General features: G+C 70.0%; 16 protein-coding genes. 10 read left to right on the plus strand and 6 right to left on the minus strand.

Annotated features, from left to right (window positions below; all coding sequences use genetic code 11):
* Positions 1–137 precede the first annotated feature (137 nt).
* The 4 genes from def (at position 138) to ABZV91_RS27100 (ending at position 4211) form a co-directional block, all read left to right on the plus strand.
* Positions 138–680 (plus strand): peptide deformylase, encoded by a 543-nt coding sequence (def, locus tag ABZV91_RS27085; protein WP_355247375.1) that lies wholly within the window; start codon positions 138–140, stop codon positions 678–680.
* Positions 680–1600: a methionyl-tRNA formyltransferase gene (gene fmt, locus ABZV91_RS27090; RefSeq protein WP_355247378.1), complete on the plus strand. Its 921-nt coding sequence runs from the start codon at positions 680–682 to the stop codon at positions 1598–1600. The genes def and fmt overlap by 1 nt, the downstream gene beginning before the upstream one ends.
* A gap of 623 nt (positions 1601–2223) precedes the next feature.
* Positions 2224–3795, plus strand: a complete 1572-nt coding sequence (locus tag ABZV91_RS27095; RefSeq protein WP_355247381.1) for a transcription antitermination factor NusB — start codon at positions 2224–2226, stop codon at positions 3793–3795.
* 68 nt (positions 3796–3863) lie between these two features.
* The gene (locus ABZV91_RS27100; protein WP_355247384.1) at positions 3864–4211 is read left to right on the plus strand and encodes an MmcQ/YjbR family DNA-binding protein; all 348 of its coding nucleotides are present in this window, start codon (positions 3864–3866) and stop codon (positions 4209–4211) included.
* A gap of 61 nt (positions 4212–4272) precedes the next feature.
* On the opposite strand, the gene ABZV91_RS27105 is transcribed toward ABZV91_RS27100, so the two are convergent.
* The 3 genes from ABZV91_RS27105 to ABZV91_RS27115 all read right to left on the minus strand — a co-directional run bounded on the left by ABZV91_RS27105 (position 4273) and on the right by ABZV91_RS27115 (position 7929).
* Positions 4273–6423 carry a molybdopterin oxidoreductase family protein gene (locus ABZV91_RS27105; protein WP_355247387.1) on the minus strand — a complete coding sequence of 717 codons (2151 nt, stop codon included), beginning with the start codon at positions 6421–6423 and terminating at the stop codon, positions 4273–4275.
* A gap of 193 nt (positions 6424–6616) precedes the next feature.
* Positions 6617–7390, minus strand: coding sequence for a SigB/SigF/SigG family RNA polymerase sigma factor (locus ABZV91_RS27110; protein ID WP_355247436.1), 774 nt, complete (start codon positions 7388–7390; stop codon positions 6617–6619).
* A 116-nt stretch (positions 7391–7506) separates the two neighbouring features.
* Positions 7507–7929 carry an anti-sigma factor gene (locus ABZV91_RS27115; RefSeq protein WP_355247390.1) on the minus strand — a complete coding sequence of 141 codons (423 nt, stop codon included), beginning with the start codon at positions 7927–7929 and terminating at the stop codon, positions 7507–7509.
* Between the two features lie 236 nt (positions 7930–8165).
* Between ABZV91_RS27115 and rpe the strand changes: the two genes are divergently transcribed.
* Complete coding sequence (gene rpe, locus ABZV91_RS27120) at positions 8166–8837, plus strand: ribulose-phosphate 3-epimerase (RefSeq protein WP_355247439.1); 672 nt, start codon at positions 8166–8168, stop codon at positions 8835–8837.
* Between the two features lie 179 nt (positions 8838–9016).
* On the opposite strand, the gene ABZV91_RS27125 is transcribed toward rpe, so the two are convergent.
* The gene (locus ABZV91_RS27125) at positions 9017–9478 is read right to left on the minus strand and encodes a hypothetical protein (protein ID WP_355247393.1); all 462 of its coding nucleotides are present in this window, start codon (positions 9476–9478) and stop codon (positions 9017–9019) included.
* 657 nt (positions 9479–10135) lie between these two features.
* Between ABZV91_RS27125 and ABZV91_RS27130 the strand changes: the two genes are divergently transcribed.
* From ABZV91_RS27130 to ABZV91_RS27145, 4 genes are all read left to right on the plus strand, one after another.
* On the plus strand, positions 10136–10756 hold the full coding sequence (locus ABZV91_RS27130) for a riboflavin synthase (RefSeq protein WP_355247396.1): 621 nt from the start codon (positions 10136–10138) through the stop codon (positions 10754–10756).
* A gap of 77 nt (positions 10757–10833) precedes the next feature.
* On the plus strand, positions 10834–12078 hold the full coding sequence (locus tag ABZV91_RS27135) for a bifunctional 3,4-dihydroxy-2-butanone-4-phosphate synthase/GTP cyclohydrolase II (RefSeq protein WP_039825525.1): 1245 nt from the start codon (positions 10834–10836) through the stop codon (positions 12076–12078).
* Positions 12079–12106: 28 nt separating this feature from the next.
* Positions 12107–12586, plus strand: coding sequence for a 6,7-dimethyl-8-ribityllumazine synthase (ribH, locus tag ABZV91_RS27140; protein ID WP_039825524.1), 480 nt, complete (start codon positions 12107–12109; stop codon positions 12584–12586).
* A gap of 12 nt (positions 12587–12598) precedes the next feature.
* Positions 12599–13090 carry a PH domain-containing protein gene (locus ABZV91_RS27145; RefSeq protein WP_355247442.1) on the plus strand — a complete coding sequence of 164 codons (492 nt, stop codon included), beginning with the start codon at positions 12599–12601 and terminating at the stop codon, positions 13088–13090.
* A gap of 77 nt (positions 13091–13167) precedes the next feature.
* On the opposite strand, the gene ABZV91_RS27150 is transcribed toward ABZV91_RS27145, so the two are convergent.
* Together ABZV91_RS27150 and ABZV91_RS27155 are read right to left on the minus strand one after the other, a co-directional pair.
* Entirely contained in the window at positions 13168–14514 is a 1347-nt protein-coding gene (locus ABZV91_RS27150) for a DUF1254 domain-containing protein (RefSeq protein ID WP_355247400.1), read from the minus strand.
* Between the two features lie 72 nt (positions 14515–14586).
* Complete coding sequence (locus tag ABZV91_RS27155; protein WP_355247402.1) at positions 14587–16539, minus strand: gamma-glutamyltransferase family protein; 1953 nt, start codon at positions 16537–16539, stop codon at positions 14587–14589.
* Between the two features lie 197 nt (positions 16540–16736).
* Between ABZV91_RS27155 and uvrC the strand changes: the two genes are divergently transcribed.
* Entirely contained in the window at positions 16737–18797 is a 2061-nt protein-coding gene (gene uvrC / locus ABZV91_RS27160; protein WP_355247405.1) for an excinuclease ABC subunit UvrC, read from the plus strand.
* Positions 18798–18894 lie beyond the last annotated feature (97 nt).

Raw genomic sequence — 18894 nt, forward strand, 5'->3', positions numbered from 1 at the left:
CACAACCAGCACGCCCGCCCCAAGACAGAGTTCGCAGTCAACTCCACAATCCGGCGCCCGGATTACCTACCCAACGTTGCTTGACGAGGCACTAGAATGAAACCTTCCTGCCCTGCCTCATGTCTTCGGGAGCTACCGTGACCGTCCAGTCCGTCCGCCTCTTCGGCGATCCGATCCTGCGAGCCCGCGCGGCGGAGGTCACCGAGTTCGGCCCCGAACTGCGGCAGCTGGTGACCGATCTGACCGACACCATGTACGACGACGGCGGCGTGGGCATGGCGGCCCCGCAGATCGGTGTCGGGCTGCGGGTATTCGTCTACGACACCCGCGATGCCCGCGGGCATCTGATCAACCCGAGCTGGACCGTACTGGACGAGGAGGAACAGATCGGTCCGGAGGGCTGCCTGTCGATACCGGGGGTCAACCACGACACGAGGCGGGCCATGCGGGTGCGGGCGACCGGCGTGGATGTCGACGGCAACCCGGTCGAATTCGAGGCCGAGGGGCTGCTGGCGCGTTGTGTGCAGCACGAAACCGATCATCTGGACGGCACTCTGTTCATCGACCGGCTCGATCCCCCCGACCGGAAGCAGGCCATGCGCACCATCCGTGAATCCGACTGGTTCATCGCCGGGCTGACCGTCCGGCCCAGCCGCGCCCTCGCCGAGCGGGACCGCTGATGCGCGTCGTCTTCGCCGGCACTCCCGACCCGGCGGTTCCGTCGCTGCGCCGGCTCCTCGATTCCCGGCACGAGGTGGTCGCCGTGGTCACGCGGCCCGATGCCGGCGCCGGGCGTGGCCGGAAGCTGAAGCGTTCACCGGTCGGGCAACTCGCCGACGAACACGGCATTCCGGTCCTGACTCCCGGTAAGCCCGGCGATGCCGAATTCGTCGAGGCGCTCACCGAGCTGGCGCCCGACTGCTGCCCGGTGGTCGCCTACGGCGCGCTGCTGCCGGCGCGCCTGCTCGAGATCCCGAAGTACGGCTGGATCAATCTGCATTTCTCGCTGCTGCCCGCGTGGCGCGGCGCGGCGCCGGTCCAGGCCGCTATCGCGGCCGGCGACGAGATCACCGGTGCGTCCACCTTCCGCATCGAGACCGGTCTGGACACCGGGCCCGTCTACGGCGTGGTGACCGAGCGGATCGCGGTCACCGATACGGCCGCCGATCTACTGGGCCGGCTGGCCCACAGCGGCGCGGCCCTGCTGGAGCAGACTCTCGACGGGGTCGAGGACGGAACTCTGCAGGCGATTCCGCAATCGGCGGACGGGGTCTCCTATGCACCCAAGATCACCGTCGAGGCCGCCCAGATCCGCTGGGACCAACCGGCGCTGGCGGTCGGCCGCGCCATCCGGGCGGTGACCCCGTTCCCCGGTGCCTGGACCACGGTAGCCGGGAACCGGCTCAAACTGGGTCCGGTGGAACTGGTCGAAGAGGTGCTGCCCGAGCGGCAGATCGAGGTGCGCAAATCCGGTGTCTTCATCGGCACCGCCACCACCGCGGTGCGGCTGGACCGGGTACAGCCGCAAGGCAAACGGATGATGGCCGCACTCGACTGGGCCCGCGGCGCCCGGCTGGCGCCCGGCGCGGTGGTCGAATGACCGGCTCGGACGGCGGGCAGCGCCGGGGCTTCCGGCGCCACGTCGAATCCCGGGCGGCGGATTCCGGCGCGCAGCGGAACGAATCGCCGGAGCGTCGGAGTGATTCCGGGCCGACCGGCGGTTCGGCCGGGTCGAGGCGGGAAGGCCGTCCGGCCGACTCCCGGCGCGGTGAGCGTCCGGCTGGTTCCCGGCAGGGTGAACGGTCGCCGGGGTCCGGGCAGGATCGGCGTTCGCCGGGTTCCGGGCGGGCCGAGCGGTCGTCGGAGCCCGGGTGGGGCCGGAGTCCGGCTGGTTCCCGGCAGGGCGAGCGGTCGGCCGGGTCCGGGCAGGATCGGCGTTCGGCAGGTTCCGGTCGGGCCGAGCGGTCGGCGGGGTCCGGGGAGGCGAAGCGCCCGGCGCGTTCTCGGCAGGACCGGCGGGAGGGCGGCTCCCGGACCGACCAGCGCTCGAACGATCATCGGCCCGACCGCACGGCCGAACCACGGCGCGATCGTCCGTCCGGGGAGTCCCGGCGTACCGGCGGTCCACGACAAGGTGGGGAAAGGCCCGGGACCCGGGGTTCCGGTGCGTCCGCCGGCGATCGCGGGCAGTCGCGTCACCGCGGAGCCGCGCCCGGTCGCGGTGTGGACGGGGACCGCCGTACTGATCGGGAGACGGGTGCGGGCCGCGGCGGCGGGGCGTCCGGACCGTCCGACCGACCCGGACGCGGTGGAGCCGCCGATGCCGCCCGGAAACGAGCGGAGGACAGCCGAGACGACCGGCGCCGGGGATCGGCGCCTGGTGCGCAGACCCGGGGTGCGGGGAAGCGGACCGCCGGTCCGGGCCGGGACCGGACCGCCCGCGGGAAAGGGGCCGGGCGTACTCCGGCGGATCCGGCGCGCGTCGTGGCGCTGGAGACTCTGCGCGCCGTCCGCGAACGGGACGCCTACGCCAATCTGGTGCTGCCCGGTCTGCTGCGCGAGTACCGGGTGGAAGGGCGCGACGCGGCCCTGGCCACCGAACTCGGATACGGAGCGTGCCGGGCCCTGGGTGTGCTCGACGCGGTGATCGCCGACTGCGCCGGACGTGAGATCGACGAGATCGACGGCTCGCTGCTGGACATCCTGCGTCTCGGTGCCTACCAGCTGCTGCGTACCCGGGTCGAACCCCACGCCGCGGTGCACACCGCGGTCGAATTGGCCCGTGCCGAATCCGGCACGGGGCGTTCCGGTTTCGTCAACGCGGTGCTGCGCCGGGTCGCCGAGCGGAGTGCGCAGGAGTGGACCGACCGGCTCGCCCCCACCGACCCGATCGGCCGGATGGCCTTCGAATACGCCCACCCGATGTGGATCGCGCAGGCGTTCGCCGACGCGCTGGGCACGGACGCGGGTGAACTGCCGGAGTTGCTCGCCGCCGACGACGCCCGGCCGCTGGTGCACCTGGTGGCGCGTCCCGGCGATATCACCGCCGAGGAACTCGCGCTGGTTACCGGTGGCGAAGAGGGTCGGTGGTCGCCCTACGCGGTGTATCTGGAGGGCGGTGACCCGGGTGCGCTGGAACCCGTGCGGGAGGGCATGGCCGCGGTCCAGGACGAGGGCAGTCAGCTGGTGGCACTGGCGCTCACCCGCGCCCCGCTGCATGGCGCCGACGGTGGTCGCTGGCTGGACCTGTGCGCGGGTCCGGGCGGGAAAACGGCGCTGCTCGGGGCATTGGCCGATATCGACGGTTTCCGGGTCGACGCGGTCGAACCGGCCCGGCACCGGGCCGAACTGGTCCGTACCGCGACGCGCGGGCTGCCCGTGCAGGTGCATATCGCCGATGGCCGCGACAGCGGCCTGGCGGCCGGCTACGACCGCATCCTGGTGGACGCCCCGTGTACCGGTCTCGGCGCCTTGCGCCGCCGCCCGGAGGCCCGGTGGCGGCGGACCCCCGGCGATATCGCCGATCTGGTCGCCCTGCAGCGCGAACTGCTGATCGCGGCCTGGGACCTGGTGCGCCCCGGTGGTGTGGTGGTGTATTCCACCTGCTCGCCTCATCTACCGGAAACCGTTGCCGTAGTGGCGGATACGGTTCGCCGCACCGGTGCCGAACAGCTCGACGCCCGCCCGCTGCTCCCCGGGGTCACCGGGCTCGGCGCGGGCCCGGCGGTCCAGCTGTGGCCGCATCGGCACGGGACCGACGCCATGTTCGTGGCCGCGCTGCGCAAACCGGCGTAACCGCCGGGCGCGGGGGAGTGGTGCCGGATTTGCGAGCCGGCCGCGTCCGCGCCCGGCACACTGTCGCTATGGGTATCACCTGGGCGCATGTGGTACGGATGGCCACCGAACTGCCGGAGGTCGCCGAATCGACCTCCTACCGCACCCCGGCTCTGAAAGCGGCGGGCAAGAGTTTCGCGCGGTTGCGCACGGACGCCGAGGGCGGTCTCGCGCTGCGCTGCGAGATGGTGGAGAAGGAGGCACTGCTGGCCTCCGGCGACCCCGCCTTCTACACCACCCCGCACTACGACGGCTACCCCTATATCCTGATCGACCTCCACCGCGTCGACCCCGGGCAGCTGCGCGAACTCCTGGACGCGGCCTGGTGGCTGGTCGCGCCCGCGCGGTTACGGCGCGCCCGCGAGCGCGATCTCTGACCGTTTCCCGCGCCGGTACCGGGGGCGCGCCCGGCCCGGCCCGGCCCGCGGCGGGCGCCGCCTACACGGCGTGGACCTTCACCCAGGTGCTGTTGACCGCGGCATTGCCGGAGATACGGTCCACCTGCGCGGGATCGTGCAGCAGATTCACATTCGCGCCCGGCACCGCGGCCGCGACGGTCCAGCCGACACCCGGCTCGCCGTGACCCCAGCCGTGCGGGATGGCGACCGTGCCCGGCCGGATCTCATCGCTGATCTCCACCGGCACCACGATGGAGCCGATGGGTGAGCTCACGGTGACCCGGCCGCCGTCGGACAGGCCGCGCGCGGTCGCGTCCTGCGGATGCATGAGCGCGGTGCAGCGGTCGCGGCCCTTCACCATCGACGGCACATTGTGCAGCCAGGAATTGTTGCTGCGCAGATGGCGCCGGCCGATGAGCCGCAGATCGAAACCGAGGTCGCGGTCCGCGCCGCCCGCGCGCGCCTCGTCGAGGAGCCGGCGGGCCTCGGTGACGAACTGCCGCGGCGCCAAGTGGACTCTGCGATCGGCGGTGGCGATCAGCGAATGCAGCCGCGGGCGCAGCGGGCCCAGATCGATACCGCCGCGGGCTGCGCGCACCTTCTTCACGGTCACACCCTTGCGGCCGCGGCGTAGTACGCCGTGCGGGCCGACCGCGATACCGAGTGCCGCGGCCCGCAGCGGACTGAACCGGGCGAAGACCGCGTTGAGGGCACGGCCGGTGAGCGAGCGCAGGGGCAGCGGCAGGATCTCGGTGGTCAGCCGCGCCATGATCTCCCAGTCCTCCAACCCCTCCTGCTCGGGGGTGACCGCTCGCGCGTTGAAACGAATGTTGTTGTGCACGCTGAACATGGTGAGCAGGATGTCGAGATCCTCGCGTTCCAGCGGCGACAGCGGCGGCAGGATGATGTCGGCGTGCCGGGTGGTCTCGGTGATGTACATGTCCACGGCGACATAGAAATCGAGCGAACCCAGCGCCTTGTCGAGCTGTCCGCGCTGCGGGGTGGACAGGACCGGGTTGCCCGCGTAGGTGATCATGGCGCGGATACGGTCCGGGCCGTCGTCGAGGATCTCCGAGGCCAGCGCGGCCACCGGCAGTTCGAACCGGAACGATTTGTACCTGCCGGAGCGGTCGGTCCACGCGCCGTAGGACGGCGACACCCGGCGCGCCAGCGGCAGCAGGTCCACGGCCGGGGTGGCATACATCTGGCCGCCCGGCCTGTCGAGGTTTCCGGTGATCGCGTTGATGGTGTTGACCAGCCAGTGGGTGACGGTGCCGGTCAACGTCTGGCACACCCCGATCCGCGCGTACATCACCGCCGATTTCGCGGCCGCGTGCTCGCGGGCCAGGCGCCGGATCGTCTCGGCGTCCACGCCGGCGTACGGGGCGGCGTCCTCGGGGGTGAAACCGGCGACCAGATCGCGTAGTTCGTCCAGTCCGGCGCACTGGGTGCCCACGGCGGTCCGGTCGTACAGGTCCTCGGTGATCAGTACGTGTAGGACGGCCAGCAGCAGGTACGGATCGCCGCCGGGCAGCACCGAGACGTGTTCGTCGGCCAGGCGGGCGGTCTCGGTACGCCGCGGATCGATCACCACGACCTTGCCGCCGCGGGCGCGTACCCCCTTGATGCGGTCGCGGGCGCCCGGCATGGTGGTGACCGATCCGTTGGATACCGCGGGATTGGCGCCGATGATCACCATCCGGTCGGTGCGGTCGATATCGGCGATGGGCATGAGGAAATTCGACCCGTACATCTGCCAGGCCACGAATTCCTGCGGGAACTGGTCGATCGAGGAGGCCGTGTAGAAATTGCGGGTCATCAGCGCCATGCGCAGCGCGAAGGCGTACATGATCGCCGAATTGTGGGCGGCCGGATTGCCCAGGTACATACCCACCGAATGCGGTCCGTGCTCCCGGCGTACCCGGCGCAGGCGGCTGCCGATCTCGCGGAAGGCCTCGTCCCAGCCGATGGGCTCGAATTTCTCGCCCACCCGGCGTACCGGGGTGCGCAGCCGGTCCGGGTCGTCGTGCAGGCCCGCCATGGCGGTGGCCTTCGGGCAGATGTAGCCCTTGGACAGCACATCGTCGGGATTGCCCGCGACCTTGGTCACTGTCGTGTTCTCGACGGTCACCAGGATGCCGCAGTGCGCTTCGCACAGAGTGCATTGCCGGGCGATGGTTTCAGCGGTCATCACTCACATCACCTTCCGCCGCGTCGTCGTCGACGCGCGACCCGCAGGAGCGCCGGATTACGGGCTGATCCGGCTGATCGATTGCTGGGGAGAAAGCGGGCTCTCGAAAAATGGTCGTTTGAGATGAATACCCACTCATACTCTCAATGAGAGGGTAGACCGAACGGCGAAGCGGGCACAACAGGTGCGGCGATTACTCCCGGGACGACTGTTCGCGCAGCCGGGCCAGCGTCTTGGCGAGGATGCGCGATACATGCATCTGCGAAATGCCCATCTGCTGCGCGATCTGCGTCTGGGTCATCGACTCGAAGAACCGCATGGTGAGAATGCGCCGCTCGCGCTCGGGCAACCCGGCCAGCAGCGGGCGGATCGCGACGTACTCCTCGACCCGGTCGAACTGGGCTTCCTCTTCGCCGAGGGTATCCAGCAGCGACGCGTCCGTATCGCGTCCGACCGACGCCGCGTCGATGGAGGTCGGCTGGTAGGCGTTACCGGCGATAACGGCCTGGGTCACTTCGTCCGGATCGACATCGAGCTCGGCGGCGATCTCCTTGGCCGTCGGCGAACGGCCCAGCGACTGCGACAGCGAATCCACCGCGGCACCGATCCGCAGATGGGTCTCCTTGACCCGGCGCGGCACCCGCATCGCCCAGGTGTTGTCCCGGAAATACCGGCGTACCTCGCCCATGATCGTGGGTACCGCGAACGACAGGAAATTCGAACCGCGCGAGATATCGAAACGATCCACCGCGTGCACCAGCCCCACCCGGGCCACCTGGGTCAGATCGTCGAACGGTTCGCCGCGGCCACTGAACTTCCGGGCGATATGGTCGGCCAGCGGAATACACCGTGCGATCAACTCGTTGCGCAGCGCCGCCTGCTCCGAAGAGTCCGGTGCGGCCTCGGCGAGCCGGACGAACAGATCCGCCACATCGTCGTATCCGCCCGCCGAGGACGAGTTCTCCAGCTCGGCACGGGTTTCGGTATCGGCCTCCGCGTCGGCTTCGGTGGTATCGGCCGCTCCCGCCGGTTCCGTATCGTGCTCGTCCGCGGGAGATTCGAGCGGCTTGTCCTGCTCGCTCACTACGCTTTCCCCCGGACCCGACGGAACTCGACCGCTGTCGGATATCCGGAAACCTGCTGATCGAAGGGGTCCTGCCGGGCGTCCACCGAATCGGTCAGGGTGCGCAGGACATGCCAGCCGAAACTGCGCGCGTCCGGCAGTCCCTCCTGCGCCGCCACCCCGGCGACCCGCACCCGTAACTCCGTGTCACCGATGCTGAACACACACTGCAGGCTCGTCTCGGGCGCCGCCAGGCCGATCAGCGTCGAGCAGGCCTCGTCCACCGCCAGCCGGATATCGGCGACCTCGTCCAGCGTGAAATCGCTGAGCAGGACCAGGGTCTCGGCGAGACCGCGCACGATCGGCAACTGTGTCACCGATGCCGCCACCCGAATCTCCACCGGGGCACCGTGGAGCCCTTGTTCCGCCGAAGTATTGATCACGCAGCCGAGTGTATGGGCGCATCGTCACACAGAGGGGAGCGGGGCATGCCCCAAGCGGAATCCGGCCGGGAAACGTGGTCGTCGGTGCCGCACCCCTGCTCCGGACGGCCGGGGACCACACCCTGCCGATGGTGTCACCGGCGAAGACGGCCCCCGCGCCCGCGCCGCCGTGGACGCCGCCATACACTCCCGCTGTGACTGCGTCCGAGCCCACGTTCACCCGTCCTCCGGTCCCGATGATCGCTCCGTCGATTCTGTCCGCCGATTTCGCCCGGCTGGCCGAGGAGGCCGAGGTGGTATCGACCGCCGACTGGTTGCACGTCGATGTGATGGACGCGCATTTCGTCCCGAATCTGACCCTGGGGCTGCCGGTGGTGGAGAGTCTGCTGAAGGCCACCGACATTCCGCTCGACTGTCATCTCATGATCGAGGATCCGGGCCGGTGGGCGCCGCCGTACGCGGAGGCGGGCGCCTACAACGTGACCTTCCACGCCGAGGCGACCGAGGATCCGGTGGCCGTGGCCCGTGATATCCGGGCCGCCGGCGCCAAGGCGGGGCTGTCGGTCAAGCCGAACACCCCCATCGAGCCGTACCTGGAGATCCTGCGTGATTTCGACACCCTGCTGGTGATGAGTGTCGAACCCGGATTCGGCGGGCAGTCGTTCATTCCGGAGGTCCTGGAGAAGGCCCGGATCGTGCGGCGGCTGGTCGACGCGGGGGAGCTGCGCCTGGTGGTGGAGATCGACGGCGGGATCAACGCCGACACCATCGAGCAGGCCGCGGCGGCCGGTATCGACTGCTTCGTGGCGGGCTCGGCGGTGTACAACACCGAAGATCCCGGCGCGACGGTGGAGAAACTGCGCCGGCAGGCGGAATCGACCTGGTCCGCGCATCACCTCACGCACTGAGGTCCGCGCCCGGCGTCGGGACCGCATAGTGCGCCGCTGGGTCGGGTTCGCCGGGCCGGCGGTGTCCTGGGTCTGGCCGGAATGGCGTCCCTTCGGCCGACCCGTCGGCTTCCATGGGCTCTCGCCGAGTGGGCCTCGCCCGGTCCGCCGAACTCTGAGCGGCTACGAGCGCTTCGAGGTCAGCGGCTCTTGGGGGCGCACTCGCGGGCGGCGTCGATCACCGCGTGCTGCGGTGGCCGGGTCCCCAGCGCGTCGGGGCCCGCGACCCACAGGCGATAGCCGCTGCTCTCGTCCTCGGGTGAGGGCAGCACGACCTGGCTGCCGGTACCGGCGACGGTGGTGTAGAGGCGGAAGAGTTCGGCGGCCGCGGTGGCGGTGAATTCCTCGTGCCGGGTGGGACCGGTGAGGAAGGTCCAGCGCCGGGCCCGGGGATGGGCGAAGACCGGCCCGGCGATCCCCGCCGCCCGCAGCCGTGTCAACACCTGTTCGCCGAGCTCGGTCGGCATGGTGACGGCGCCGTAGGCGGCGCCCACATGCAGCAGGATGCGTCGGCTGGCCGGATCGACCACCGCGGGCAGCAGATCCTTCTCCCGGTACCGCCGGCAGTGTCGTTCCAGCGCGGATTCGGTGAACGTGGTCATAGCGGTTCGGCTTCCTCGAGTGGTGGCGTGCCCGGCCGGGGCGAACGCATCCGCCGGGCGGATATCGCACGGATCCCTCGGGCGTGGTCACCGCGCGGATCCGGTGCCCGGACAACCCTGTCGTCGGGCCGAGAGACGCTGGATCACCGCGGCGGTGCGGGTCTGCCCGGGCCGGACCGGTGCGGGCGGATCCAGTTGTCGTGATGGCTTGTGGCGCACGGTGTTCCGCGGCGGTGGCCGTCCTCGTACGAATACTGCGCCGGGCCGCACCGCGGGGTGGTCGAGGTGGGTGAACCGGTCACCTCACAATATTGCGTCAGCCTCTGTGAGCGTGCAAATCGAGGAACATTTCGGGTTTCGATGCGGTCTCGGTAGGGCAAAGTGGTTCGGCGCGAATCCGGTCCGGACCGGATCGCGGCCCGTCGGAAGTGGTATCGGCGCAGCCCGGCCGAATGTGACAGCGGTCTCCCGATCGGAAAATTTACGGATCGCCCCCTGGGGTCGCGCGGCCGTGCGACCAGGGCCTCCCGCAGGGTGGTCCGCGCCATGGCCGGGCCGGAGAGCGGGAACTAGTCTGGTCTTGGACGGCGAACTGGGAATACTCGGTACCACTCCCGCCGTTCCGTATGCGGAACACCGACGCGAACGGGAGAAGACATGTTCACGGGCATCGTCGAGGAATTGGGCGAAATCGTCGCCCGCGAACCATCGGCCGACGCGGCGCGGCTCACGATCCGCGGAAAGCTGGTCACCTCCGATGCCGGCCACGGCGACTCGATCGCGGTCAACGGTGTCTGTCTGACCGTCGTCGATGTCGTGGACGACGCGTTCACCGTCGATGTCATGGGGGAGACCCTGCGCCGGTCGAGTATCGGCGGCCTGGAACCCGGTTCGCGGGTCAATCTCGAGCGCGCGGCCGCGGTGAACAGCCGCCTCGGCGGCCATATCGTCCAGGGCCACGTGGACGGCACCGGCACCATCCTGGCCCGGACCCCGGAGGACAACTGGGAAGTGGTCCGGGTCTCGCTGCCCGACGCGATCGCCAAGTACGTGGTGGAGAAGGGCTCCATCACCGTGAACGGCATCTCGCTCACCGTCTCCGGACTCGGCCGGGCCGAGACACCGGCCGCCGACGGCCACCGGGACTGGTTCGAGGTCTCGCTGATCCCGACCACACTGAGTCTCACCGATCTGGGCACATCCGTCCCCGGGACCGTAGTGAATCTCGAGGTCGATGTGATCGCCAAGTACGTCGAACGCCTCCACCAGCGCGGCTGACGACTGTGGCCGCGCCCGGACCGGCCGAACAGACCCAGTAGTGTGATCGGGACCTATCGAGATGGAGCATTACAGACGTGACCAGGTTCGACAGCATCGAGCGCGCGGTCGCCGATATCGCGGCCGGTAAACCGGTCGTCGTGGTCGACGACGAGGACCGGGAGAACGAGGGCGACCTCATCTTCGCCGCGGAGAAGGCCACCCCGGAACTCGTGGCGTTCATGATCCGCTACACCTCGGGTTACATCTGTGTACCGCTCACCGGTGACGATTGCGATCGGCTGGGGCTGCCGCCGATGTACGCGGTCAACCAGGACAAGCACGGCACCGCCTACACCGTGTCGGTGGATGCCAAAGAGGGCGTGACCACCGGTATCTCCGGCGCCGACCGGGCCACCACCATCCGGCTGCTGGCCGACGGCGATGCCAAACCGAACGATTTCACCCGCCCCGGTCATGTGGTGCCGCTGCGCGCCAAGGACGGGGGCGTCCTGCGCCGGCCCGGGCACACCGAGGCCGCCGTGGACCTGGCGCGGATGGCCGGGCTGCGACCGGCCGGGGTGATCTGCGAGATCGTCAGCCAGAAAGAAGACGGGCACATGGCCCGCACCGACGAGCTGCGGGTCTTCGCCGACGAGCACGAACTGGCGCTGATCTCGATCGCCGAGATGATCGCCTGGCGGCGTAAGCACGAAAAGCATGTCGTGCGGGTGGCACAGGCGCGTATCCCGACCGTGCACGGCGAGTTCACCGCGGTCGGCTACCAGAGCATCTACGACGATGTCGAACATGTCGCGCTGGTCCGCGGGGATGTCGGCGACGGTGAGGATGTCCTGGTCCGGGTGCACTCGGAATGCCTGACCGGTGATGTGTTCGGTTCACTGCGCTGCGACTGCGGGCCGCAGCTGGACGCCGCCCTGGAGATGGTGGCCGCCGAGGGGCGCGGCGTGGTGCTCTACATGCGCGGACACGAAGGCCGTGGGATCGGGCTCATGCACAAACTGCAGGCCTATCAGCTGCAGGATTCGGGCCACGACACGGTCGACGCCAATATCGAGCTCGGTCTGCCCGCCGACGCCCGCGATTACGGGACCGGCGCGCAGATCCTGGTCGACCTGGGGCTGCGGTCGATGCGGCTGCTCACCAACAACCCGGCCAAACGGGTCGGGCTCGACGGCTACGGATTGCGGATCACCGAACGGGTGCCCATGCCGGTCCGGGCCAATGCCGAGAACCTGCGCTACCTGCGCACCAAACGCGACCGGATGGGCCACGACCTGGTGGGTCTCGACGATCTGGACCTCGGGGAGACAGCGCAGTGAGGTCTTCCGGCCCGAAAGGCGGAAAACGATGAGCGGCACCGGGGTACCGAGCTTCGCGCTCGCCGACGCCAAGGACCTGCGGCTGGCGATCGTGGCATCGCGCTGGCACACCGAGATCTGCGACACCCTGGTGGCCAACGCCGAACGCGTCGCCGCCGAGGCCGGGGTACGCCACACCACCGTCGCGCGGTGCGCCGGGGCGATGGAGCTGCCGGTGCTCGCTCAGGAACTGGCCCGCACCCACGACGCCGTGGTCGCGCTCGGCGTCGTGATCCGGGGTGATACCCCGCATTTCGACTATGTCTGCGATTCGGTGACCGCCGGCCTGACCCGGGTCTCGCTGGACGAGAGCACCCCGGTCGCCAACGGTGTGCTCACCACCAACGACGAAGCACAAGCCCTCGACCGGGCCGGTCTGCCGGATTCGGCGGAGAACAAGGGCGAACAGGCCGCAGCCGCCGCCCTGGACGCCGCCCTCACCCTGCGCGGGCTCCGCGCGGCGGGCTGAGCCGTGCCGGTCGTGCGGATCTGGCGCCGGGGCGAAGCCTCGGGCGACGGCTCGGGCGCCGCTCCCGAGTGGGAGCTGGAGGTGCGTCCCCGGAAGTCGCGGCGCACGGCGGTCATCGTCGCGGTGCTCCTGGTGGTGGCCTTCGTGCTGTTCGGGATCTTCCTGCGGACCGACTACACCGGGGTCAACTTCCGGGTGGTCGATCAGTTCGCCATGGCGTGTATCGGGATCTTCGGCGCGGCGGCCGTCCTGCTGCTCACCCGCCCACGCGTGCGGGCCGGCCGGCGCGGGGTCGTGGTCCGTAACGTGCTCGGGGACAACGAGTTCGAATGGAAGCATGTGCGCGGGGTGTCCTTTCCCGACCGTAAGGCGTGGGCTCGGCTCGAGCTGGTGAACGACGATTATGTTCCGATGCTGGCGGTGCGATCGAACGACGGTGAGCATGCCGCGGCGGCGCTGGACCGGCTCCGCGACCTGGGTATCAAGTACGCCCCGCCCGAGTGATCGTGCTCGGCCCCGGCCGGGGCCGAACACATCGCCTCGGTGCGGGCGGCCGCGGATCCGGTGGGCCCGGTGGCCGGCTACTCCACACGAACGATCGGCGGCAGCTGGTAGCTGCCGTCGAATATCGGGTCGCGCGGTTCGTAGATGCGCAGCATCGGCCGGAACGGCCCCGGCGGGGTGGGTAGCCAGTTGGCCCGCTGCCGCGGATCGGTGGGCTCGTCGTGCTGCAGCAGTACGGTGAGCGCACCGTCCACCGTCTGCAATCCGGGTGTCCGGTCGCCCAGCGAGTAGCGGCCGATCGGATTCGCGACGAGGAAGAAATCCGGGGTGTCGTACATGGTCAGCGACCAGAACGCGCCGCACGGCGGAGGCTCGGCGAAACGCACCTCGTAGCGATGGGAGCCGTGCAGCGGCCGGTCCGCGCAGTCGGTGAAGGTCATCGCGTAGGCCGCCTCGTAGCCGTGGTTACCCCAGAGGCCGGCGCGGGCGGCGCCCGCACGCCGCAGATAGCGCTCCGGATCGTCGGGGAGTTTCCAGTGCGGATCGTCCAGGGCGCCGACGCCGAAGAAATCCAGGTTGTAGTCGAACACGTGGTAGGTCAGACTCCAGCCGTTCTGCCGGGGCGCGCTGCTGTGGGTCGCGGCCGTCTCGAGGAGCTGCTTCCCGGCCGCGAGCCCCTCGCGGAGCGCCGACGCCCGCTCCGGGCCGAGATCGGTGTAGGGCGTCTCGGCGTCGAGCAACCCCAGCGGCTCGAAACGTCGCTGGTAGCGGCGGTCGCGGTCGGCGGGCGGGAAGGCCCGGATGCCGACTCGGAGCTCTTCGAAGAACCGCAGGTCCTCCGGGACCCCCGGCGCGGGGGCGGGTAGTGCCGGGGCGGGGGCGGTGGGCATGAGGTGCAGGGCGTTCTGTAGCGCGCGGACCGCCGGCAGATCCCACTCCCCGTCCACGGCCCACCGGCCGACGATGGTGGCGACCGTGGTGGGGAACTCGAGGACGGTGACGCCCTCCGGCGGCATACCGTCCCAGCCGGGCGCGACCAGGAGATAGGCCCCCGGGAGTGTGCCGGTGGCGCGATGACCGATATAGGCGAAGTTGTTCGTCCAGGCGTCGACGAACTGCATGACGTAGTAGCGGCCCGCCGTATCCGGTACGTCGAAGCGCACCGGCCCGGCCGCGGTCGAGACGTTCGCGATCGAATAGAGGGTGTCGTTGTTGATGGAGACGAAGGTGTCCTGCGGTCCGGCGAGTGTGGTGGCGTGGCCGAACATGTCGAGCGGTGTCGGCGGCAGGCCGCCGATCCCTTCTCGGGTGAAACGCGCGACCTGCTGGAGGTCGTAGACGAGCGGGAAGCCGTAGATGAACGCGTCGGCAGCCAAGGTGGTGAGTTCGGCCCGGGACAGCCCGGCGGCATCGATGCTCGGCATGACACCAGGGGACCACCGGTTACCGCCCGGCGGGCTCACCCGGCGCGGGTGAGCCGCCCCGGCCCGGTGCGGTCACCGGGTATCGCCGAGGACCTCACCCTCGCGCCGGGGGTCGGCCCCGCCGATCCAGCCGGTGTCGCCGTCGCGGCCGAGCACACTGAGCCCGCTGGTCTGCGGCGCCACCGAGACCTGATGGCCGCGTTCGCGCAGCCGGGTGACGAGCGGATCGTGGGCGCCGTCGTCGCGCGCGTCGATCGCCGGATGCTCGCCGCCCACATTCGTGACCGGTGTGTTCGCGGCGCCGACGGCCGGTGCGGAGACCGCCTGCTGCGGATCCAGACCCCAATCCAGCATGCCCACCAGGGTTTTCACCACGAACTGGATGATGACCGAGCCGCCGGGGGAGCCGACCACATGGGTGAGCGCTCCCCGCTCGGAGTCCTTGCCCTGCTCGAACACCAGGGTCGGGCTCATCGAACTGCGCGGCCGTTTCCCCGGTTCGATCCGGTTGGCGACCGGCAAACCGGCGGCGCCGAGCGGATCGGTCGCGAAATCGGTGAGCTGGTTGTTCAGCAGGAATCCGTCGACCATGTGGAAGGAACCGAAAGCCGATTCCACCGTGGTGGTCATCGCCGCGGCATTGCCGTACGAATCGACCACCGAGATATGGCTGGTGCCGTGTTCGGGTGTCTGGGGGCCGATACCCACCGGCGCGGACCCGAAATCACCGGGCTGCGCGGTGCCCATGCTCCGGCGCGGGTCGATGAGCTCGGCGCGGGTGTCCAGGTATTCCGGGTTCACCAGGGTATCCGGTGAATTACCCGGCAGCGGGACGTAATCCGGGTCGGCGACGAATTTGTCGCGGTCGGCGTAGGCGAGCCGTTCGGCCTCGGCGATGAGATGTACGGCCTCGGCCTGCGGCACACCGCCGTTACGGTCGACGTGTTCCGGCGGCAGGGCGGGAAGGTCGAAGTTCTCCAGGATGCCGAGCGTGGCCGCCACCGTGATACCGCCGGAGGACGGCCCGGGCATCCCGCAGATCTCGTGCGCGCGGTAACCGGTGCACAGCGGGGTCCGTTTCACCGCCCGGTAGGAGTCCAGGTCAGCGGCGTCCAGGAGACTCGGGGTGCGCCCGCCCGTCCGCGCGGCGGCCGCGGAAACGATGTCCTCGGCGATGGGCCCGGTGTAGAAACCCTCCGCGCCCTCGGTGGCCACCGTGGTGAGGGTTTTGGACAGGGCGGGGTTGGTGAGGACCGTACCCGCCGCCTTGGGAGAGCCGTCCGGGTTCAGGAAGTAGTCGGCCGCCGCCGGGTCGCGGGCCAGCTCGGCCGCGGAGTCCGCGATCTGCCCGGCCAGCCGCGGACTGATCTCGAAACCCTGGTCCGCCATCGCGACGGCGGGATCGAACAGCTCCCGCCACGGGATGTGGCCGTGCTCGGTATGCGCCAGTTCGAGCATCCGGACCACTCCCGGCACTCCGATGGAACGCCCGCTGGCGCGGGTATCCGGTTTCGGTTCGGTGCGATCGGTATCGCTGATCCAGCGCAGATAGTTCTCGGTGGCCGCGGCCGGGGCGGTCTCCCGGCCGTCGTAGGCGTCCAGCGTCTCGTGTTCCGCGTCGTAGTAGAGCAGGAACGCGCCACCGCCCAGGCCGGACGCCTGCGGTTCGGTGAGTCCCAGCACGGTCTGCGCGGTGATCAGCGCGTCCGCCGCGGTGCCGCCGGCCCGGAGCACCTCGCAGGCGGCGCGTGTGGCGTGGGAGTTCGCGGTGGATACGGCGTAGCCGCTGGTGTGGACCGCGGTCATCTCGCTGCGGTAGCCCGATGCGATCTCCGGGTTGGTCGCCAGGTCGCGGGCGGTGGTGGTGGCCGAGCCCGTGGCCGGGGCAGCGGTCACCGGGGTGCCGTTCGGTACCGGGGTACAGGGGCCCGCGGCCCCCGTATCGTCGGAGCATCCGCTGAGCGAGCCTGCCACGAGCAGCGCCGTCACCGTCAGCGCGTACCGAATCCGTTGTATCGGGCGCATATTCGAACTCTAGCGGGACGCGGCGGCAGCGGCGGCCGAACTCGCCCCGTGTGGGGGAAACCTGCCCACCGGCCGGGCGCCGGATGCCCGCGGCGCGCGAACACGAGCCGGGCCTGCCCGCACACCCGCCGGGGCGCCGGGGCGGGTCCCGGCGACCGGCGGCCGGATGTGTCCGAGCCCGCTACTACGCTGGATACGTGGCAGATCCCGCGACGTACCGGCCGCAGCCCGGCTCCATTCCGCTCGAACCCGGCGTCTACAAGTTCCGGGACTCCTACGGCCGGGTCATCTATGTCGGCAAGGCGAAAAGCCTGCGCAATCGGCTCAACTCGTACTTCGCCGATATCGCCGCCCTGCATCCGCGTACCCGCCAGATGGTCACCACCGCCGCGAGCGTGGAATGGACCGTGGTCTCCACCGAAGTGGAGGCACTGCAACTCGAATACAACTGGATCAAGGAGTTCGATCCGCGGTTCAACGTGCGCTACCGCGACGACAAGTCCTATCCGGTGCTCGCGGTCACACTGAACGAGGAGTATCCGCGGCTGTTCGTCTATCGGGGCGCCCGGAAGAAGGGGGTGCGGTATTTCGGCCCCTATGCCCACGCCTGGGCCATCCGGGAGACCCTCGATCTGCTGCTGCGTGTGTTTCCCGCGCGCACCTGCTCGGCCGGGGTGTTCAAACGGCACAGTCAGATGGGTCGTCCCTGCCTGCTCGGCTATATCGACAAGTGTTCGGCCCCGTGTGTGGGCCGCGTCTCCGCCGCCGAGCACCGGCGGATCGTCGACGATTTCTGTGATTTCCTGGCGGGCCGCACCGATCGGATGGTCAAGGACCTGGAACGCCGGATGCAGGCGGCCGCCGAGGACCTCGATTTCGAGACCGCGGCCCGGCTGCGCGACGATGTGCAGGCCCTGCGCCGGGCGCTGGAGAAACAGGCCGTCGTGCTGGGCGACGGCACCGACGCCGATGTGGTCGCCTTCGCCGGGGACGACCTCGAGGTCGCGGTGCAGATCTTCCACGTCCGTGACGGCCGGGTGCGCGGGCAGCGTGGCTGGGTGGTCGACAAATCCGGTGACGCGGCCGATACCCCGGAGCAGGGCGGTGAACTGGCCGCACTGGTGGAACAGTTCCTCACCCAGTTCTACGCGGAGCAGACCGCCGTGGCCGAGCAGACCGCGGGCGACCAGGCCGCGGCCGTGGTACCGCGCGAAGTGCTGGTCCCCGAACTCCCGGCCGATGCCGAGGAGGTCCAGCGCTGGCTGTCGACCCTGCGCGGCGCGTCGGTGCGGTTGCGGGTACCGCAGCGCGGCGACAAGAAAGCCCTTGCCGAGACGGTGGCGCGGAACGCGAAGGAGGCGCTGGCCCAGCACAAACTCCGCCGCGCCGGCGATCTGACCTCCCGCTCGGTGGCGTTACAGGACATCCAGGACGTTCTCGATCTCGATACCGCGCCGCTGCGTATCGAATGTGTGGACATCAGCCATGTCCAGGGCACCGATGTGGTGGCCTCGCTGGTGGTCTTCGAGGACGGGTTGCCCAAGAAATCCGACTACCGCCACTACGCGATCCGAGAGGCCGCCGGTGAGGGGCGCTCCGACGATGTCGCCAGTATCGCCGAGGTGACCCGGCGCCGGTTCGCCCGGCTACGCCGGGAGCGCGATGCCACCGAGCAGGCCGATCTCGCCGGGTCGGCGCAGGTGCCCGAATTCGGTACGCCCCCCGCGGGCGACGGTGCCGCCCCCGCCGGTGCGGAGGCCGACGCGGAGATCGTGACCCGGCCCGGTATCGACCCGAAGACCGGCCGGCCGCGCAAGTTCGCCTATCCGCCCAATCTCTACGTCGTCGACGGCGGAGCGCCGCAGGTGGCGGCCGCCGCGGAGGTGCTCGAGGAGTTCGGCATCACCGATATCGCCGTGGTGGGCCTGGCCAAACGGCTGGAAGAGGTGTGGGTTCCCGGCGAGCCCGATCCGGTGGTGCTGCCGCGCACCAGCGAGGCTCTCTACCTGCTGCAACGGGTGCGCGACGAAGCGCACCGTTTCGCCATCACCTTCCATCGCAGCAAACGGTCGCGGCGGATGACGGCGTCGGCATTGGACGCGGTCCGCGGCCTCGGCGAGACCCGGCGGACCGCGCTGGTGACCCATTTCGGTTCGGTCGCGCGACTCAAAGAGGCCACCGTCGAGGAGATCATCGAGGTGCCCGGTATCGGCCGCGCCACCGCGGAGGCGGTACTGGCGGCCCTGCACGAGCGATAGCGTCCGGCGCGGCGGCCGCGGCAACTGCGCGGCGACCGGCGCCGGTCACGTACGTTTGTTCCTGCGTCCCGCGACAGTCGCCGGGGCGACGACCTAC

Origin of the sequence: Nocardia sp. NPDC004568 (assembly GCF_040609955.1) — a bacterium.
Lineage (GTDB): Bacteria > Actinomycetota > Actinomycetes > Mycobacteriales > Mycobacteriaceae > Nocardia.

Coding starts and splice junctions, on each gene's coding strand:
- fmt (WP_355247378.1), top strand. CDS start 680: ATGCGCGTCGTCTTCGCCGGCACTCCCGACCCGGCGGTTCCGTCGCTG.
- ABZV91_RS27150 (WP_355247400.1), bottom strand. CDS start 14,514: ATGCCGAGCATCGATGCCGCCGGGCTGTCCCGGGCCGAACTCACCACC.
- ABZV91_RS27125 (WP_355247393.1), bottom strand. CDS start 9,478: ATGACCACGTTCACCGAATCCGCGCTGGAACGACACTGCCGGCGGTAC.
- ABZV91_RS27130 (WP_355247396.1), top strand. CDS start 10,136: ATGTTCACGGGCATCGTCGAGGAATTGGGCGAAATCGTCGCCCGCGAA.
- ribH (WP_039825524.1), top strand. CDS start 12,107: ATGAGCGGCACCGGGGTACCGAGCTTCGCGCTCGCCGACGCCAAGGAC.
- rpe (WP_355247439.1), top strand. CDS start 8,166: ATGATCGCTCCGTCGATTCTGTCCGCCGATTTCGCCCGGCTGGCCGAG.
- ABZV91_RS27155 (WP_355247402.1), bottom strand. CDS start 16,539: ATGCGCCCGATACAACGGATTCGGTACGCGCTGACGGTGACGGCGCTG.
- ABZV91_RS27100 (WP_355247384.1), top strand. CDS start 3,864: ATGGGTATCACCTGGGCGCATGTGGTACGGATGGCCACCGAACTGCCG.
- ABZV91_RS27105 (WP_355247387.1), bottom strand. CDS start 6,423: ATGACCGCTGAAACCATCGCCCGGCAATGCACTCTGTGCGAAGCGCAC.